The organism is Streptosporangium lutulentum (assembly GCF_030811455.1).
GTDB lineage: Bacteria > Actinomycetota > Actinomycetes > Streptosporangiales > Streptosporangiaceae > Streptosporangium > Streptosporangium lutulentum.
This window is the reverse complement of sequence record NZ_JAUSQU010000001.1, coordinates 2,156,447-2,173,741: the sequence shown is the minus strand read 5'-3', so window position 1 is coordinate 2,173,741 and position 17,295 is coordinate 2,156,447. Positions and strand designations below refer to the sequence as shown.

The window sequence follows — 17,295 nt, the reverse complement described above, 5'->3', positions numbered from 1 at the left end:
GTGCCTAAAGATCAGCGAGATCATCGAGGCGGCGGGGCGATCTTTTTAATGCGTCAGGTCACTGGACTGCGTCAGCTACGGCGAGAAGCAACAACCAGTTCCTACCCGCCCCAAACCAGGCTGACATGGTGCCGAACTCATCGGCATTTCCGGACTCCTCGATCACCAACTGGTGCCCGAACCCGTCTACAAACGGTGCCGCTTCCCGATGGCATAGCCAGACGTTGGACACGTTGAGCGCAGATGGCATCGGCCAGGTGGGGGAGCGTACGGTTCGACAGCGGTATTGCGGCAGGGTAAGACAGCAACGAGGCTCCCGATTGGAGCATCGGATCTTGGTCGACTGCCGTCTTGCCGGGAGCCTTCACTCAGCGCATCTCTGGTCCGCTCAAACCCACCATAACCGGCAGCGTCACGGTGGAAATGACTCGCTCACCTACGGCAGGAACCAGGGCACCTGTTGCAGCAGGCCTCCTCGCGGCGACCCCGTTTCCAGCTTTCTAGGGGTAGCACTCTTCGTATTGCCAGGCGTTCCAGTAAGCGTCTTCCAAATGCTGCAGGTTTGCCCACCCTTCTTTGGTGGTTCCCGCGATTCGGACCCAAGCCCATCCGTAGCCATATTCGTTCGCAACCCTGCAGTGGATATAGACGGTCGTATATCGGTAGTTCGTTGGATCAAGGATGATGCCGGGTATCACCTGATTGATGACCGTTCGGGTGATTCGGGGGTGGGTGATGACCGCTCGTCTGCCAACTCCGGTGGCGCCTGGCCCGCTGGAGGCTTACGCGGCACGCTTCGATGACGTGTTCTCCGCGCTCGGGCAGCGGCGCGGGTTTCGCGAGTATCTGGCCGGGCTGCTGCTGCCACGCGAACGCAACAAGACGCTGACCTGCCTGGCCGGGGCCGAGCCGATGGTCGGGATCAACGATCCGGCGGTGCAGCGGCTGCAGTACTTCCTGTCGGAATCGGTGTGGGACCCCGAGGCGGTCAACGACCGGCGGGTGGCGCTGCTGCGGGCCGATCCGGCGACCGCGCCGCACCGGGGCGGGGTTTTGGTGATCGACGACAGCGGCGACCGCAAGGACGGGCACGCCACCGATCACGTGTCCCGGCAGTGGCTGGGCCGACTCGGCAAGACCGACAACGGGATCGTCACCGTGACCACCTTGTGGGCCGATGAGCGGCTGTATGTGCCGTTACATGCCCAGCCGTACACGGCCGCGTGCCGCCTGCCGCGCGGCACGAATGATCCGGCGTTCGCCACCAAACCGAAGATCGCCGCGCGTTTGGTGGGCAAGGCACTGCAGGCCCAGATCCCCTTCACCGCCGTGGTGGGCGACTGCGCCTACGGCGACAACGACGACTACCGGCGCGAGCTACGGCAGTTGGGACTGGCCTATGTACTGGCGCTCAAACGGCGCAAGGGCCTGTGGGCGCCCGCCTGCGCCGACCACACCCCGATCGACGCCGCCCGGGCCCTGGTCTGGGGCGGCCCGGACGATCCCGCCGACTGGACCCGCGTGCAGCGCCGCTTCCGCGACGGCCACCATGAAACCTGGTGGGCGGCTGATGCCCGGCTCGGTCCGTGGGGCCCTGATGAGCCCTACCGGCTGGTGATCGCCACCACCGACCCGGCGACGCTGCCGGATAAGAGCACCTGGTATCTGACCACCAACCTGCCGCGCCCGCACGGATCGGCCGCCGCCGACTCGTCGCACCCCCCAGCCGATCTCGCGCAGGTCGTGCGCCTGTACGGCCTACGCGGCTGGATCGAGCAGGGCTACAAACAGGTCAAGGACGAGCTCGGCTGGGCCGACTTCCAGGTCCGCTCCTCGGTGGCGATCCGCCGCCACCAAACCCTGGTGATGGCCGCGTTCTGCTTTTGCTGGCACACCTGGCTGGCCGGTAGCCCACCCGATGGCACCACGGATCCGGGCGATGAACCGCCGCCTTCACCGGGTGAGAATTATTCCAACGGCGGGCAGGCCGCCGAGGGCCGGGGGAAAAATCAGCTCCGACAGCCGGCTCCGGCCGTCTTGGCCGTCAGCGCTGCGCCACGTGCGAAGCTGGCTCACCCCCTGGATACGGCTCCAGCGCTACTGGCGTGCCTGGTCCAACGCGCCCCCGCCCCCTGAGCTCCAGCACCTTCTTGCCGCCGTCGGAGCCGGACACGCACTCAACCTCTACGTCCGGATTTAACAGAGCACCGATATGACTGCACACCCGTGACGGTTTCGCAATGCCCGTAAGGACCGCGCTTCAGGTAGGTGCCTTGCTTGGTGAAGTCGACGTCGTCGGAGTAGTTCTCGTGGTACCAGCCGGCGCATGACGGTGCCGCCTGTGCCTCCGCCCGCGCTTGGGCTGGGCCGACCAGCCCAACTGTGACGGTGAGCGCAGCGGCAGCTGCACCGAATCGCTTCCGTAGCTTGCCGTGTTCCATGTCGCTCTCCTTTGGCCATAGCCGGGGCTCTCGTGCTCGGGCGAACGTCATTGATCTATACGCGCAGGCCCTCCCGGGGTGTTGCATGGCCAACGGAATAATGTTGGGGACTGTACGGTTTTCGGTGTAACTCCTGATCAAGGAGACACACCTGATGAGTACTGTGGTCCAGGCATCGGAAGCGATGGACCTGGAGGCTGCTGCGGTGGCGCAGGAAGATCACAAGGCGTCGGATCGGGAACTCGTCGGCCGGCTGGTCGACCAAGCCCGAGCCGACGGAGTGGAGCTGGTCGGAGAAAACGGGCTGCTGGGCCGGCTGACCAAACTGGTGCTGGAGTCGGCGCTGGAAGGCGAGATCACCGACCATCTCGGCTACGACAAGCACGATCCAGCCGGCCGCGGAGTGGGCAACTCCCGCAACGGCACCCGGTCCAAGACGGTGCTGACCGAGGTCGGGCCGGTGGAAATCACCGTCCCGCGTGATCGGGACGCCAGCTTCGAGCCGAAGATCGTGCGCAAGCGGCAGCGGCGGCTGTCGGGCGTTGATGAGATGGTCATCTCGCTGTCGGCCAAGGGATTGACCACCGGGGAGATCTCCGCGCACCTGGCCGAGGTCTACGGTGCGGAGGTGTCCAAGCAGACCATCTCCACCATCACCGACAAGGTGCTGGAGGGCATGGCCGAATGGCAGAACCGGCCACTCGATGCGGTCTACCCGGTGATCTTCATCGATGCCATCCACGTCAAGATCCGCGATGGTCAGGTCGCCAACCGGCCCATCTACGTGGCGTTGGCGGTCACCGTCGATGGCGAGCGCGACATCCTCGGGCTGTGGGCCGGCGACGGCGGCGAGGGCGCCAAGTTCTGGCTGCATGTGCTGACCGAGATCAAGAACCGCGGCGCCGGTGATGCGCTGATGGTGGTCTGCGATGGGCTGAAGGGGCTACCTCAGGCGATCGAGACCGTCTGGCCGCAGGCCGTGGTGCAGACCTGCGTGGTGCACCTGCTGCGCGCTTCCTTCCGCTACGCCGCCCGTCAGCACTGGGATGCCATCGCCAAGGCGTTGCGGCCGATCTACAGCGCGCCGACCGAGGCTGCCGCTTTGGAGCGGTTTTATGAGTTCGCCGAGACCTGGGGCGGCAAATACCCGGCGATCGTGAAGCTGTGGGAAGACGCCTGGGCCGAATTCGTGCCCTTCCTCAACTTCGATGCCGAGATTCGCCGGGTCATCTGCTCCACCAACGCGATCGAGTCGGTCAACGCCCGAATCCGTCGCGCGGTCAAGGCCCGTGGCCACTTCCCCAACGAGCAGGCCGCACTGAAGTGCGTCTACATGGCCATCATGAGCCTGGACCCCACAGGCAAGGGCCGCAAGCGCTGGGTCACCCGGTGGAAGGCCGCCCTCAACGCCTTCGCCATCACCTTCGACGGCCGCTTGTCCCCGACCCCCCGATAGAACTAATCAAAATCGAGTTACACCGTTTGCTGGACAGACCCCAACCAGGTCGAGCGCTGGTTCGGACTACTGACCGACAAACTCATCCGCCGCGGAGTCCACACCTCTGTCAAGGCCCTCGAGGACGACATCAAGGCCTGGATCGACACCTGGAACCAGGACCCCAGACCGTTCACCTGGACCAAGACCGCCGACGCGATCCTCAAGTCCCTCGCCGACTACCTCGCCAAGATCAACCCGCCCAGCCAGCCATCAAAGGAATAATTACCCTCTGGATTTGCGGCGCATCACACTAGCGCGGAATCATTCTTCGGATATCGGCGAAAATCCGCTCGTGCGCGGCTGCCGCCTCGGCACTGGTCAGATCCATGCCCTGGATGAATCCGTGTACGAGGCCGGGTTCACAGCGGTGCGTGACGTGGACCCCGGCCTCGGCCAGGCGGCGGGCGTAGGCGTCGCCCTCGTCGCGCAGCGCGTCGTGCTCGGCGGTCACCACCAGGGCGGCCGGCAAGCCGGACAGGTCGGGGTGGTGCAGCGGACTCGCCGCACGACGCCTCGCCGGGTCAGGCATCCACTGAGCGGCGAACCAGGCGAGCATCTCGGCGTCGAGCCCGTAACCCGTGCCCTTCTCGGCGATGCTGGGCTGGGATAGCGTGAGGTCGGTGTTGGGGCATATCAAGATCTGCACGGCGGGCGACGGCCCGCCCTCGTCTCGCAGTCGCAGGCAGGCCATGGTGGCGAGATATCCGCCCGCGCTGTCTCCCACGACGGCCACCGGCCTGGCCCGGCGGAGCACCTCGACGGCGTCGTCGATCGCGGCCGGGTAGGGATGCTCCGGTGCCAGCCGGTAGTCCACGGCCAGCACTTCGACGTCGCACTCCTGGGCGAGCCGGCGACAGGTCCTGTCGTGAGTCTCCAGGTCGCAGAAGACCCACCCCCCACCGTGCAGGAACACCACCAGCGGGCGCGGCTCGGCGGAAGGGCGGTAGTGGCGTAGCGGCAACCCCGAGGAGCTGGTCAGGTCTTCGACATGCGGCAGGTCGGGCCCCTTCGCGCGCGTGCCGTTTCGCTTGCGTGCACCTTCACGAAGTTCACTGACGATATATCGCGACATACCTGCAAATGATAGGTGACATCCGGCTGGAGATGGTACGCGAACCGGGCTAGACGAACAAGCCCTGACGCGGTTGAGGGCGAGTCGAGCTGACAGCGGTGCTTCCGCCGGTGAGAGCACCGCTTCGTCGATTGGATGCCAGGATTGCGAACAAGGTGTCCAGGGCGGCTGGGTATGCGTGTTCGGACGGGGCGGCGAAGCCGATCAGCAGACCCTGGGGGCGGCCGACGGGGTCGTGGTGGAGGTCGGTGAGACCGCGCAGGGCGAGGCCGTGGTCGCCGCAGGCGGTCAGGAGCCGGTGTTCGGTGGGCCAGTCGGCGGGGAGAGTGACGAGGGCGTGCAGACCGGCGGGAACACCGTGGGCGGTGAGTTCGGGAATGGCGGCCATGCGGTTGAGAAGGAGTTCGCGGCGGCGGCGGTAACGCAGGCGGGCGGCGCGGACGTGGCGGTCGTAGGTGTGGGTGGTGACCAGGTCCGCGAGGATGAGTTGGCCGAGGGTTTCGGTGTACAGGTCGGCTTCCTGTTTGGCTCGCACGACCGGCCCCACCAGGTGGGGCGGTAGCACCATCCAGGCCAGGCGGAGGGCGGGGCCGAGGGTCTTGGATGCGGTGCCGCAGTAGACGACTTGACCAGGAGCGACACCCTGGAGGGCCCCGACGGGTTGGCGGTCGTAGCGGTATTCACCGTCGTAGTCGTCCTCGACGATCAGGCCGCCGGTGGAGCGCGCCCATGCGCACAGTGTCTGGCGGCGGCCGGGATGCAGGGGAACGCCGGTCGGATACTGGTGCGACGGAGTGAGGAATACCGCTCCCGTGCTCTGTGTGAGCGCATCGATGCGGGCGCCGTGTGCGTCGACGGGCATGGCGAGAACGGTGAAACCGGCGCGTCGGACGACGTCTCGAAAGAGGTCGTGGCCCGGGTCCTCCACGGCCGCGGTGCTGGTTCCGCCTGCGGCCAGCACGTCGGCGAGCAGGCCCAGGCCCTGGTAGTAGCCGGAAGTGATCACGATTCGGTCCGGGGTGGTGATCACGCCGCGGGTGCGGCCCAGGTAGTCGGTGAGTGCGTTGCGCAGTTCGATCCGGCCCTGGGGGTCTCCGGCACCGAAGACCTCGGGTCGGGCGTGGGTGAGGACCCGGCGGGTGGAGGCAAGCCAGGCTCGGGTGGGGAAGGCGCTGACATCGGGGAGCCCGGGGCGAAGGTCGTGACGGGGAGTTGCCGGCGTGGATGCGGTGAGCGCGGGGGCCGGGACGCCTGGCGGTACGTCGGCCACGGTGGTGCCCGATCCCGGCCGTGTGGTCAGGTAGCCCTCCTCGACCAGTTGGTCGTAGGCAGCGGTGACGGTGCCCCGCGAGAGCCCGAGTTCCTGAGCCAGCCCGCGGGTGGACGGCAGGAGCAGCCCGGCGGACAGGCGCCCCTGGTGGATCGCCGCCCGGAGGGCGGACTCCAGGGCGGACCGCCGCCCGCCTGCGGCGTCGAGATCGATGTGCAGGTCGAGGCGGGAACCGGACCAGGAATTCGGCATGAAACTGGACCTTACCCCTGGTCCGCTTTCCGTTTAGGTTCGAGGTCGAAAGACTGAACGAAGGGGCGCGGGCATGAAACAGGTCGCTGTCATCGGGCTCGGCGCGATGGGGCGCGCCGGCGGAGCAGGCCGCGCGTCGACGCCGTGCGATCGAGACCGACGACTACCCGGCGCGCTTCGCGCTCTCCCTGGCCCGCAAGGACGCCGACCTCGTCGCCGACGCGGTCCATGACCGTGGGCTCAGCCTCGGCCTGACCGCCGAGGTTCGCGACCAGCTCGCCGACGCCGAGCGTGCGGGGCGCGACGGCCAGGACTACTCGGCTGTCGTCGCTCACATCCTGCACACCGCGACGAAGGGACCACAGCGGTGATCGTGATCGCTCACCTCAGCGACATCCACATCGACGGCGGACAGCGCAGCATCGGGCGCACCCAGGCCGTCATGGACCACCTCGAAGACCTCCCCTACGACCTCGACGCGGTCCTGGTCACCGGAGACATCGCCGACCACGCCCTGCCGGCCGAGTACGAGCAGGCCCGTCGGCTGCTGGAGTCGCGGCACCCGGTACTGATCTGTCCCGGCAACCACGACGAGCGCGCCGCGTTCCGGCAGCATCTGCTGGGACAGCCGGGATCAGCGGCCCCCGTCAACCAGGTGTACAGCGCCACCGGCTTCGTCATCGCGCTGTGCGACTCCTCCGTTCCGGGCAAGGACGAGGGCTTCCTCGAGGACGAGACTCTGGCGTGGCTGGAGGACGTCCTGGCCCAGGCCCCCGCCGAGGTGCCCGTACTGGTCGGCTTCCACCATCCGCCGACCCCGCTGCAGGTGCCTTACGTCGACGGCATACGCCAGTTCGGAGCCGAGCGACTCGCCGCGCTCGTGGGCCGCCACCCCAACCTCGCGGCCTTTCTGTGCGGGCACGCCCACACCTCGGCGGCGACCACGTTCGCCGGGAGGCCGCTGCTGGTGGCGCCAGGAGTCGTCTCCACGCTCCGGCTCCCCTGGGAGCGCCACGCCCACCCCCGGGACCACGTCCACCTCGACCAGCCACCCGCGCTCGCCTTCCACGTCCTTGATGACGAGGGGCGGCTGACCACCCACTACCGGTGCGTCAACGACTGACGCATTCGTCCAGTGGAGTGTCTCCGAGCCTTGACCGGGTCATTTCGGGGGCAGGTGCTGTTCCCGGCCGGGGAAAACCCGGTCGACGTTGTGTGTGGTGCCACTAGTAGGACTTGGTTACCTCGGGTAGGAGACGGTATGTCACCTGCGTTGGGGGTGAGGGAAGATGACCCCTCAAGAACTCGAGGCCGTGCGGGCGCGACTGGAGACGTTCGCCGCCGAGGTGTTCTCCTGTTTCGCCCGTGCTGATCAGCGGCGATGGGGCGAACGATATGTGCGCGGCCTGCTGACCGACGGGGCCCGTAAATCGATGGAGCCGATGGCGGCCCGGCTGGGCGTGGACCGCCAGGGGCTGCAGCAGTTTCTCACCGACGCCCCCTGGTCACATCAACTGGTGCTGGCCGAGCTGGCCTGGCGGATGGACACGGCGATCAACCCGGCCGCCTGGGTGGTCGATGATGTGTCCTTTGTCAAGGATGGTGAGGAGTCGCCGGGAGTGGCCCCGCAGTACTGCGGGGCGCTGGGCAAGACCGCTAACTGCCAGGTCGCCCCGAGTGTGCACCTGGTCACCGACGTCGCGTCCTGTCCGGTGAACTGGCGGCTGTTCGTGCCCGAGGGGTGGGATGCGGCCTCACCGCGCACGGAGGATTCGGCCGCGGTGGCGGCGCGCAGGCAACGGGCCCGGATCCCCGCGGACATCACTCATGTGCCCAAGTGGCAGCTGGCTTTGGACATGATCGATGAGCTGTGTTGCTGGGGGCTGGAGGCGCCGCTGGTGGTCGCCGATGAGGGCTATGGCCAAGACGGGGCCTTTCGTCTGGGCTTGACCGAGCGTGGCATCGGCTACGTGGTGGGGGTGCGCTCCGATACCGCGCTGCTGGGCATCGATGCCGGCCGGACGGTCGCGCCGTATGCGGGGACTGGGCGGCGGCCGGTGCCGCGTTATCGAGACAAGCCGCGCTCAGCCCAGCAGATCGTGACCGCCGCCGGACGGCGCGCGCTGCACGCGGTGACCTGGCGGGCCGGGTCCAAGGGGCCGTTGCGCTCACGGTTTGTCGCGCTGCGGGTACGGCCGGCGGGGCTACGGATCCGCCGCGCGCACATGGGCGAGGATCTGCCGGTGTGCTGGCTGCTGGCCGAATGGCCACCTGGTGAGAGCGAGCCGACCAAATACTGGCTGTCCACCCTCCCGGCAGACATCCCGCTACGGCGCCTGGTGCGCCTGGCCAAAATCCGCTGGCGCATCGAACACGACTACCGGGAGTTGAAGACCGGCCTGGGTCTGGACCACTTCGAGGGCCGCACCTGGAGTGGCTGGCACCATCACGTGACCCTGGCCTCGGTCGCACACGCCTTCTGCACCCTGGAGCGGCTCGACCCAAAAGTGCCGGCTGCGGTTTGAGCACCTACCGGATCATCGCCGAGTTGCAACTACTCCTGGCGTGCTGGGCCGGAATCTGCCCCACCTGCCGCCGAGCGTTACCCAGACACGCCCAGCCCGTCCCCACCTAACCAAGCCCTACTAGCCACGGCCGACGAACGGCATCGCCGTCGCCATGACCGTCATGGACAGGACGTTGGCCTCCAGCGGCAGGCCCGCCATGTACAGGACGGCCCGCGCGACATGATCGGCGTCCGTCGTCGGCTCGACCGCGATCGACCCGTCGGCCTGCGGCACGCCCGCGCTCATCGCCGCGGTCATCTCGGTGGCGGCGTTGCCGATGTCGATCTGGCCGCACGCGATGCCGTACCGGCGGCCGTCCAGGGACAGCGACTTCGTCAGCCCGGTGATCGCGTGCTTCGTGGCCGTGTAGGCGATGCTGTTCGGCCTGGGAGTGTGCGCCGAGAGCGACCCGTTGTTGATGATCCGCCCGCCCTGGGGCCGCTGGTCGCGCATCATCCGGAACGCCGCCTGCGCGCACAGGAACGACCCGGTGAGGTTGACGTCCACGGTGGAGCGCCACTCCTCGTAGGTGACGTCCGCCGGAGACGCGGACGGGCCGAAGGTGCCCGCGTTGTTCACCAGCAGATCCAGGCGGCCGTAGCGCCGGCCGACCTCCGAGAACAACGCCTGGACGGACTCCGGACTGCCGACGTCGGCGGGCACGACCATCGACGTGGCGCCGCCGTCCGGCAGGGAGCCGGCCGTCCGGCGGAGCGGCTCCTCCCTGCGCCCGGTCAGCACGACCGACCAGCCGTCCCCGCCCAGCGCCTGGGAGATCGCCCTGCCCAGCCCCGACCCGGCCCCGGTCACCACCGCCACCCTGTCCGCGCCCATCGCCCGTTCCTCCGTCCGCCTTCGCCGGGACGACGGGTGAGCCGGACCGTGTCGATCCCTTTTCAGGCCGCCGCCGTCATCGGGACGATCATACGAGCCGTCACCTCACCGACCTCCTCGACCAGGACCGGAGGGAAAGGTAAATGGTCATATCCGGAAACAGGTATACAAACCGCCGAAAATTCCGGCATATCAGCAGTTTCCGGTCGGCGGTCGATGGAGAATGATCGTGCCCGATGCCATTCGATCAACGAGTGGCGCCTGACGATGGGACGAGTGAGTGCTCAAGTCCACAAGAAGGATCATCCTCGCCGGAACGCTGGCCGCCGGAGCGGTCATGGCGAACCCGGCGTACGCCGTGGCGGCCGCCGGCACTCCGGAAAGCGTGTGCGGTGCCGGATTCGCCCGGGTGGCCGACAGCAGCCGCCCGGTCAAGACCGCCGCCGGCAGGACGTTCGGCCGTGTTTACCTGCTCTACAACCGCAAGACCGGGTTCAACTGCGTGACCACCATCAAGACGAGCTTCGTGGGGACCTCCACCTACGTCTCGGCACGGCTGGAGACGCAGACCCGGCGCATCAAGGACGAGCCCGCGAGGACGTCGACGAAGCAGGACGCCAAGAACTACAAGTACTACGCCGGTCCGGTGAAGCTGTACGCCAAGGGCTACTGCGTGAAGTACTGGGGAATCATCAAGGCCATCGGCCACGACCAGACCGCGTCCGGCGGCCGGAACACCTGGGGTAACTGCGGATAACCGCCTTCCTGGACGTGCCCCAGGCCATCAGGTCCGGGGCACGTCGGCGCGTGCCCCCTCGACGAGACCGGGCGCCCCTCCGCCGGGGTGGCTCCGAGGCGGGGAAGGTCCGCCTCGGAGCCAGGAGAATCGTGACGGTGAGGGTGTCCTCCTCCCCCGTCAGGTGACGCGGGCCACCGCTCTGACCGGGGCGCCGTCGGCGGCGGGCAGGCGGAGGGGGAAGAGCGAGACCTCCACCGAGCGCCCGTCGGCCTGGGCGTCCAGGAGGAGGCTCAGGTTGGTGAGGTTCTCGGCGATGACGGCGTGCGCGCCGCAGAGCACGCGGTGGGCGGGGAAGTCGTCGCCCGGAGTGGGGTCCACGCTCAGCGCGTCGATCCCCACGGTGCGCACCCCGGCCTCGACCAGGAGGGTGGCGGCCTCCTCGGTGAGGTAGGGGTGGGCGAGATAGGCGTCGGTGCCCCAGTGGGCGGCCCAGCCGGTGGCGACCAGGACGATCGTCCCCGGACGCGCCCCGGCCTCGAAGAGCTCGGGGCCGAGAGGTGACCGGGGAGGCAGCCCGCAGGCGTCGATCACGGTGGCCGGGCCCGTGAAGCGATCCAGCGGCAGGTCGTCCAGGGTGGGAAGCGCGTCGTCGATGTGGTACGGCGCGTCCACGTGGGTGCCCGACTGGGATCCCAGGTGCAGGCTGAGCACGTTGACACCGTCGGCGGCGGCGGTGAGCGCCGGGCCGACCGTGACCTCGGGATCACCCGGATAGACGGGCATGCCGGTCACGATCGGCACCGACAGGTCGATGAGTGTCATCGGGCCATTCTCCGTCACACTGTGCTCGGCTCCGCCACGGTCCGGCCTTCCGAGGTGATGGGCGGGACCGGCGTGTCGGAGGAGCGCACCAGACGCGGACCGGCCGGTCCGAACACCGCGCGCGGCTCGGGGAACAGTGTGAGCAGCAGCAGGTAGAGGACGGCGGCCACCGCCAGGCCCAGGGGCAGGGAGATGTCGATGCCCCCGGCCAGGTTCCCGAAGGGGCCGACGAACTGGCCGGGGAGGTTGACGAACAGGATGGCCAGGACGGCCGCGGAGATCCAGGCGGTCAGTCCGCGCCAGTTCCAGCCGTGGGTGAACCAGTAGCGCCCGCCCCGCTGGCGGCGGTTGAAGACCTGAAGGGCTTCGGGGTCGTACCAGCCGCGCCGGGTGACGTAGCCGAGCGCCATGATGATCATCCAGGGGGCCGTGCAGGTGACGATGAGCGTGGCGAAGGTGGAGATGCTCTGGGTCAGGTTCGCCGCGAACCGGCCGAGGAAGATGAAGCCGATCGACAGCACGCCGATGAACACGGTCGCCTGGACGCGGGAGAAGCGGGGAAAGACGCTGGAGAAGTCCAGGCCGGTGCCGTACAGGGAGGTGGTGCCGGTGGACATGCCGCCGATCAGCGCGAGCAGGCAGACCGGCAGGAAGAACCAGCCGGGAGAGATCGCCAGCAGGCCGCCGACGTAGTTGGGGGCGGCCGGGTCGACGTACTGCGCGGCCTTGGTCGCGATGATCGAGGCGGTGGCCAGGCCGAAGAAGAACGGCAGGATCGTGGCGATCTGGGAGAGGAACGCCGCGGCCATGACGCGGGACCTCGGGGTGTCGGCCGGGATGTAGCGGGACCAGTCGCCGAGGAACGCCCCGAAGGAGACGGGGTTGGAGAGCACGATCAGCGCGGCGCCGACGAAGGAGGGCCAGAACAGGGGGTCGGCGGTGGAGGTGAACGCGCCGGGATAGCCGAGGTCGAGGTCCCCCGCGAAGGCGAAGGCTCCCAGCACGAACAGCAGCGAGGCCGCCACGACCGCGATCTTGTTGACGAAGAGCATGAAGCGGAAGCCGTACACGCAGACCACGAGGACCAGGACGGCGAAGATCGCGTAGGCCACGCCGAAGGCGAGCTGGTTCTCAGGCAGGCCGATCAGCCGGTGAGCGCCGCCGACCAGGGCGTCGCCGGAGGACCACACGGAGATCGAGAAGAACGCGATCGCGGTGAGCAGCGACAGGAAGGAGCCGACGACGCGGCCGTGCACACCCAGGTGGGCCGAGGAGGAGACCGCGTTGTTGGTGCCGTTGAGCGGGCCGAAGACGGCGAGCGGCGCGAGGATGAGCGCCCCGACGACCAGGCCGAGCACGGTCGCGGTGAGCCCCTGCCAGAAGGAGAGCCCGAACAGGATGGGGAAGGCGCCGAGCACGCAGGTCGCGAAGGTGTTCGCGCCGCCGAACGCGACGCGGAAGAGGTCCAGGGGTCTGGCGCTGCGGTCGGCGTCGGGGATCCGCTCCACGCCGTAGGTCTCGATCTCGGTGATGGTCCCCGTCATGGCTTCTCCTTGAGCGCGAGCAGGCTGATCAGGTCGAAGGCGAGGTGGGAGGCCGCCACGGAGGTGATCTCGGCGTGGTCGTAGGCGGGGGCCACCTCCACCACGTCGGCGCCGACCAGGTTGACGCCCGCCAGACCTCGCAGGATCTCCAGCAGCTCCCGGCTGGTCAGGCCGCCCGCCTCGGGGGTGCCGGTGCCGGGGGCGTGCGCCGGGTCGAGCACGTCGATGTCGATCGAGATGTAGACCGGCCGGTCGGCGACCCGCTGCCGCAGCGCGTCGACCACCTCGTCCACCCCGCGCCGCATGACGTCGCTGGAGGTCAGGATGCCGAACCGGAGGCGGCGGTCCTCCTCCAGGTCGCGCTTGCCGTACAGCGGGCCGCGGATGCCGACGTGGCAGAGCGCCTCCGTGTCGACGACGCCCTCCTCGACCGCGCGCCGGAACGGGGTGCCGTGGGTGTAGGCGGCGCCGAAGTAGGTGTCCCAGGTGTCCAGGTGGGCGTCGAAGTGAAGCAGCGCCACCGGCCCGTGCGCCGCGGAGACGGCCCGCAGCAGCGGCAGCGCGATCGTGTGGTCGCCGCCGATGGTCACGAGCCTGGTCCCCGTCTTGAGCAGTCCCGCCGCGGCGTGCTCGATCGTCTCGACGGCCTCGTCGATGTTGAAGGGGTTGCAGGCGATGTCGCCGGCGTCGGCCACCTGCAGCCGCTCGAACGGCGACACGTCGAGCCCGGGGTTGTACGGCCGCAGCAGCCTGGAGGCCTCCCGCACCGCCGACGGCCCGAAGCGCGCCCCGGGCCGGTAGGAGACGCCGCTGTCGAACGGCACACCCGCCACCACCACGTCGGCCCGCCCGACCTCGTCCAGTCGCGGCAGCCGGGCGAAGGTGGCGGGCCCCGCGAACCTCGGGATCTTGGAGGAGTCGACGGGCCCTCTGTGCTCGGTCATGCTCTGCGGGATCCTTTCACGACGTTCTCCCCTCGGGCACGATCCGCGTGAACCGGGTCGTGTCTCCCGAAAAGGAGCTGGTCAGGAAAGTGTCAGGGAGCCGGTGCCGTCCGACAATTGGCTCATTCACGAAGTGTTACCGTCGTTGTTGTGGACAGCCACAAACTCACCGTGGAAGATCTCCTGTCCTTCCCCGCGCTCCAGCTACGCCTCCTGGCCGGTGAGGCGGGCCTGTCCCGGTCGGTCTCCTGGGCCCATGTGAGCGAGCTGGAGGATCCCACCCCCTGGCTGCTGGGCGCCGAAGTGATCATGACGACCGGGCTCGCCGTCCCCCGTACGGCCGCCCGCCAGCGGGCCTATCTGGAGCGGCTCGACGACGCCGGGGTCGCCGCCCTGGCCCTGTCGGCCCAGCTGCACGTGCCGCCGCTGCACCGCGCGTTCCTGGTGGCGGCGCGGGAGCGGGGGATACCGGTTCTGGAGGTTCCGCTGGCCGTGCCGTTCATCGCGGTCGCCCAGGAGGTGGCGGCGGCCGTGCAGGAGGACGCCGCGCAGCGGCTCGGCGCGCAACTGCAGGTGTTCGGCGCGCTGCGCTGGCTGGCGGCCGAGGATCTCGACACCGTGACGCTGTTCCACCGGCTGGAGAGGTTGAGCGGGTACGCGGTGTTCCTGTGCACCCCGCAGGGCCGCCCGCTGCTCGCGGGCGTGCCGGTGCCTCCCGACCTCGCCGTGCTGCCCTCGGAGCCCGACGCCCCGCCGACCATCCCCGGGGGCTTTGTCCTGCCCGTCCCCGCGCCCGGCGGACCGGCCGGGTTCCTGGTCGCCTTCGAGCGCGGGGGCGCACGTCCCGCCGGCCTGGCCGTGGCGCAGCACATCGCCACGGTTGCGGCCCTCCAGCTCGCCAGGGCCAGGCACGAGCGCGAGACGCTGCGCCGCGAGGGCGCGGAAACACTCGCCGAACTGCTGCAGGACGTCCTCGACCTGTCCACCGCCCGGCGCCGGCTGATCAGGATGGGGCTGAACGTCGAGGCCGAGACCGTACTGCTGGTGGCGCGGGGGGTGTCCGACGACGCCCTGCGCCGCGCGCTCGACGACCAGCCCCATCTGATGCTGCGCCGCGGCGAGGACCGTTACGTGCTCTGCGCGCCCGAGGCCGGTGCGGTCGTCGCCGCCCTGCCCGGGATCGCCGCGGGGGTCAGCCGCCCGTTCCCACCCGGCGAGTCGACGCGGGTGGCCCAGCGCGAGGCGGTGTGGGCGGCGACGCGGGCGGCCGAGTTCGGCCGCCCGCTGGTCCACTACGGCGACGACACGACCGGCCGCTGGCTGCCCGACGACCCCTGGGTGCTGACCGCCCTGGTCGAGAACGTGCTGGGCGAGGTGCTGCGCTACGACTCCGAGCGGGGTTCCCGCCTGTTGTTCTCGGTCCGCGTCTGGATGGAGCGCGACCGCCGGGCCGAGGACGCCGCGGCCGTCTTGCACGTCCACCCCAACACCCTGGCCTACCGGCTGCGCCGGTTCGCCGAGCTGACCGGCAGGGATCTGTCGTCCACCACGGCCTTCGCCGAGGTCTGGCTGGCCATCCGGGCCGCCGGGCAGCTCGGGCTGATGGACTGATCCACCGCGAGCGACAGCGAGAGGTCGTCGCCGAATGTCATGGACGACCGCGCCCGCGGCCCTCACCGGTCGATGCACAATGAAGACGCGCATTCGATGACATCGGAGGAGGCGGCGATGGCGAGCAGGGCCCTGGTGCTGGGTGGCGGAGGCATCGCCGGAATCGCCTGGGGACTGGGCATGGTCACCGGTCTGGCCGAGTCGGGCGTCGACCTGGGGCAGGCTGACCTCGTCGTCGGAACCTCCGCCGGAGCCGTCGTGAGCGCGCAACTCCTGGCGGGCCTCGACCTGGAGCTGCGGTACGCGGCCCAGCTGAAGCCGCCCGGAGAGGAGACGCGGCCTCGCATTCCCCCTTTTTATCTGTCCCGGCTGGTGTGGGCCACGATCCGGACGGGCGATCCGGCGGAGTTCCGGGCCCGGATGGGCAGGATGGCACTCGCCGCCAGGACCCCGCCGGAGGCCGAACGGCGGGCACAGATCGTCCGGTGGATCGGGGGTGCCCACCCGTGGCCGGAGCGCAGACTGGTCATCACCGCCGTGGACGCGGAGTCGGGAGAGTTCGTGACGTTCGACTCGGCGAGCGGCGTCGAGCTGGTGGACGCGGTGGCGGCCAGCGCCGCGACCCCCGGGGTCCGGCCTCCCGCGACCGTCAACGGCCGTCGCCACATCGACGGCGGGATGCGTTCGGCGGCGAACATGGATCTGGCGGCGGGCCACGAGCGGGTGGTGGTGCTGGCGCCGGTGACACGCGGAGGCGGGCCGATGCCCGGCGTGGCGGACCAGGTCTCCGCACTGGGGCCGGACGCGCGGATCGCGATGATCTCCCCGGACGCGGACGCCCAGCGGCTGATGGGGTCGAGCCTGCGGACCATACTCGATCCGGCCCGTCGGGCGGCCGTCGCCCGCGCCGGCCGCGCCCAGGCGGCCGAGGCGGCCGAACGCGTGGCCGGCGTATGGCACGGTTGACGACGGCGTGATCGTTCGGTGGTCGCGGTCCGCGTGACCGGACCGCGGGCACGGACGTCCTGTGCCCGCGTCACGCGCGGCGGGCGCCCGGGGCGGCGGCCTCCAGGTCGGCGACGCCGCCCGACATGATCGTCCGCACGTGCTCGGTGATGTACTCCGGGGGCCAGTCCCACCAGGCCACCGCCAGCAGCCGGGCGACGTCCTCGTCGCTGTAGCGGGTGCGGATGAGCCGGGCCGGGTTGCCGCCCACGATCCCGTAGTCGGGCACGTCCGAGGTGACGACGGCACCGGAGCCGATGATCGCGCCGTGTCCGATCCGGACGCCCGGCATCACCGTCGCGCCGTAACCGAACCAGACGTCGTGGCCGACGACGGTGTCCCCGCGGTTCGGCAGGCCGGTGAGCAGGTCGAAGTGTTCGGCCCATGAGCCGCCCAGGGTGGGGAAGGGGAAGGTCGAGGGGCCGTCCATCCGGTGATTGGCGCCGTTCATGATGAACCGCACTCCCGTGCCCAGTGCGCAGAACCTGCCGATGATCAGTTTCTCCGGCCCGTAGTGGTAGAGCACGTTGCGCGTCTCGAACGCGGTCGGATCGTCCGGGTCGTCGTAGTAGGAGTATTCCCCGACCTCGATCAGCGGGGACGTGACCAGCGGCCGGAGCAGCACCACCCGCGGCTGTCCGGGCATGGGATGCACCACGGTCGGGTCGGCGGGAACGTGGGGCCTCATGGACCGTT

At 69.3% G+C, this 17,295-nt stretch carries 15 protein-coding genes and 1 pseudogene; 9 read left to right on the top strand and 7 right to left on the bottom strand.

The genetic code is table 11. The features are described 5' to 3' along the window. Positions 1-735 precede the first annotated feature (735 nt). The 3 genes and pseudogenes from J2853_RS09200 to J2853_RS09190 all read left to right on the top strand — a co-directional run. Positions 736-2,136, top strand: coding sequence for an IS701 family transposase (locus tag J2853_RS09200; protein ID WP_307556558.1), 1,401 nt, complete (start codon positions 736-738; stop codon positions 2,134-2,136). A 489-nt stretch (positions 2,137-2,625) separates the two neighbouring features. Then, entirely contained in the window at positions 2,626-3,897 is a 1,272-nt protein-coding gene (locus J2853_RS09195; RefSeq protein WP_370879520.1) for an IS256 family transposase, read from the top strand. Between the two features lie 42 nt (positions 3,898-3,939). After that, positions 3,940-4,161, top strand: a pseudogene (locus J2853_RS09190) (hypothetical protein); the annotation flags it as partial. A gap of 28 nt (positions 4,162-4,189) precedes the next feature. Here J2853_RS09190 and J2853_RS09185 read toward each other — a convergent pair. Further along, entirely contained in the window at positions 4,190-5,011 is an 822-nt protein-coding gene (locus J2853_RS09185; RefSeq protein ID WP_307556556.1) for an alpha/beta hydrolase, read from the bottom strand. A 49-nt stretch (positions 5,012-5,060) separates the two neighbouring features. After that, a complete protein-coding gene (gene pdxR / locus J2853_RS09180; protein ID WP_307556555.1) occupies positions 5,061-6,533 on the bottom strand; it encodes a MocR-like pyridoxine biosynthesis transcription factor PdxR in 1,473 nt (490 codons plus the stop codon). An 86-nt stretch (positions 6,534-6,619) separates the two neighbouring features. Between pdxR and J2853_RS47785 the strand changes: the two genes are divergently transcribed. From J2853_RS47785 to J2853_RS09165, 3 genes are all read left to right on the top strand, one after another. Then, the gene (locus J2853_RS47785; protein ID WP_370879519.1) at positions 6,620-6,904 is read left to right on the top strand and encodes an NAD-binding protein; all 285 of its coding nucleotides are present in this window, start codon (positions 6,620-6,622) and stop codon (positions 6,902-6,904) included. Continuing rightward, complete coding sequence (locus J2853_RS09170) at positions 6,901-7,656, top strand: metallophosphoesterase (protein ID WP_307556553.1); 756 nt, start codon at positions 6,901-6,903, stop codon at positions 7,654-7,656. Before J2853_RS47785 ends, J2853_RS09170 begins: the two co-directional genes overlap by 4 nt. A 166-nt stretch (positions 7,657-7,822) precedes the next feature. After that, complete coding sequence (locus J2853_RS09165; RefSeq protein WP_307554052.1) at positions 7,823-9,058, top strand: IS701 family transposase; 1,236 nt, start codon at positions 7,823-7,825, stop codon at positions 9,056-9,058. 120 nt (positions 9,059-9,178) lie between these two features. On the opposite strand, the gene J2853_RS09160 is transcribed toward J2853_RS09165, so the two are convergent. Continuing rightward, the gene (locus J2853_RS09160) at positions 9,179-9,934 is read right to left on the bottom strand and encodes an SDR family oxidoreductase (RefSeq protein WP_307556552.1); all 756 of its coding nucleotides are present in this window, start codon (positions 9,932-9,934) and stop codon (positions 9,179-9,181) included. A gap of 280 nt (positions 9,935-10,214) precedes the next feature. On the opposite strand from J2853_RS09160, the gene J2853_RS09155 reads away from it, so the two are divergent. Next, complete coding sequence (locus J2853_RS09155; protein ID WP_307556551.1) at positions 10,215-10,691, top strand: hypothetical protein; 477 nt, start codon at positions 10,215-10,217, stop codon at positions 10,689-10,691. Between the two features lie 159 nt (positions 10,692-10,850). On the opposite strand, the gene J2853_RS09150 is transcribed toward J2853_RS09155, so the two are convergent. The 3 genes from J2853_RS09150 to speB are packed head-to-tail and all read right to left on the bottom strand — an operon-like array spanning position 10,851 to position 13,983. Then, complete coding sequence (locus J2853_RS09150) at positions 10,851-11,495, bottom strand: cyclase family protein (protein WP_307556550.1); 645 nt, start codon at positions 11,493-11,495, stop codon at positions 10,851-10,853. 14 nt (positions 11,496-11,509) lie between these two features. Continuing rightward, the gene (locus J2853_RS09145) at positions 11,510-13,039 is read right to left on the bottom strand and encodes a purine-cytosine permease family protein (RefSeq protein ID WP_307556549.1); all 1,530 of its coding nucleotides are present in this window, start codon (positions 13,037-13,039) and stop codon (positions 11,510-11,512) included. Continuing rightward, complete coding sequence (gene speB, locus J2853_RS09140; RefSeq protein WP_307556548.1) at positions 13,036-13,983, bottom strand: agmatinase; 948 nt, start codon at positions 13,981-13,983, stop codon at positions 13,036-13,038. Before speB ends, J2853_RS09145 begins: the two co-directional genes overlap by 4 nt. A 150-nt stretch (positions 13,984-14,133) precedes the next feature. Between speB and J2853_RS09135 the strand changes: the two genes are divergently transcribed. Beyond that, positions 14,134-15,594, top strand: coding sequence for a PucR family transcriptional regulator (locus J2853_RS09135; protein ID WP_307556547.1), 1,461 nt, complete (start codon positions 14,134-14,136; stop codon positions 15,592-15,594). 117 nt (positions 15,595-15,711) lie between these two features. Then, positions 15,712-16,560 carry a patatin-like phospholipase family protein gene (locus J2853_RS09130; RefSeq protein WP_307556546.1) on the top strand — a complete coding sequence of 283 codons (849 nt, stop codon included), beginning with the start codon at positions 15,712-15,714 and terminating at the stop codon, positions 16,558-16,560. Positions 16,561-16,630: 70 nt separating this feature from the next. On the opposite strand, the gene J2853_RS09125 is transcribed toward J2853_RS09130, so the two are convergent. Beyond that, positions 16,631-17,287 (bottom strand): CatB-related O-acetyltransferase, encoded by a 657-nt coding sequence (locus J2853_RS09125; RefSeq protein WP_307556545.1) that lies wholly within the window; start codon positions 17,285-17,287, stop codon positions 16,631-16,633. Positions 17,288-17,295 lie beyond the last annotated feature (8 nt).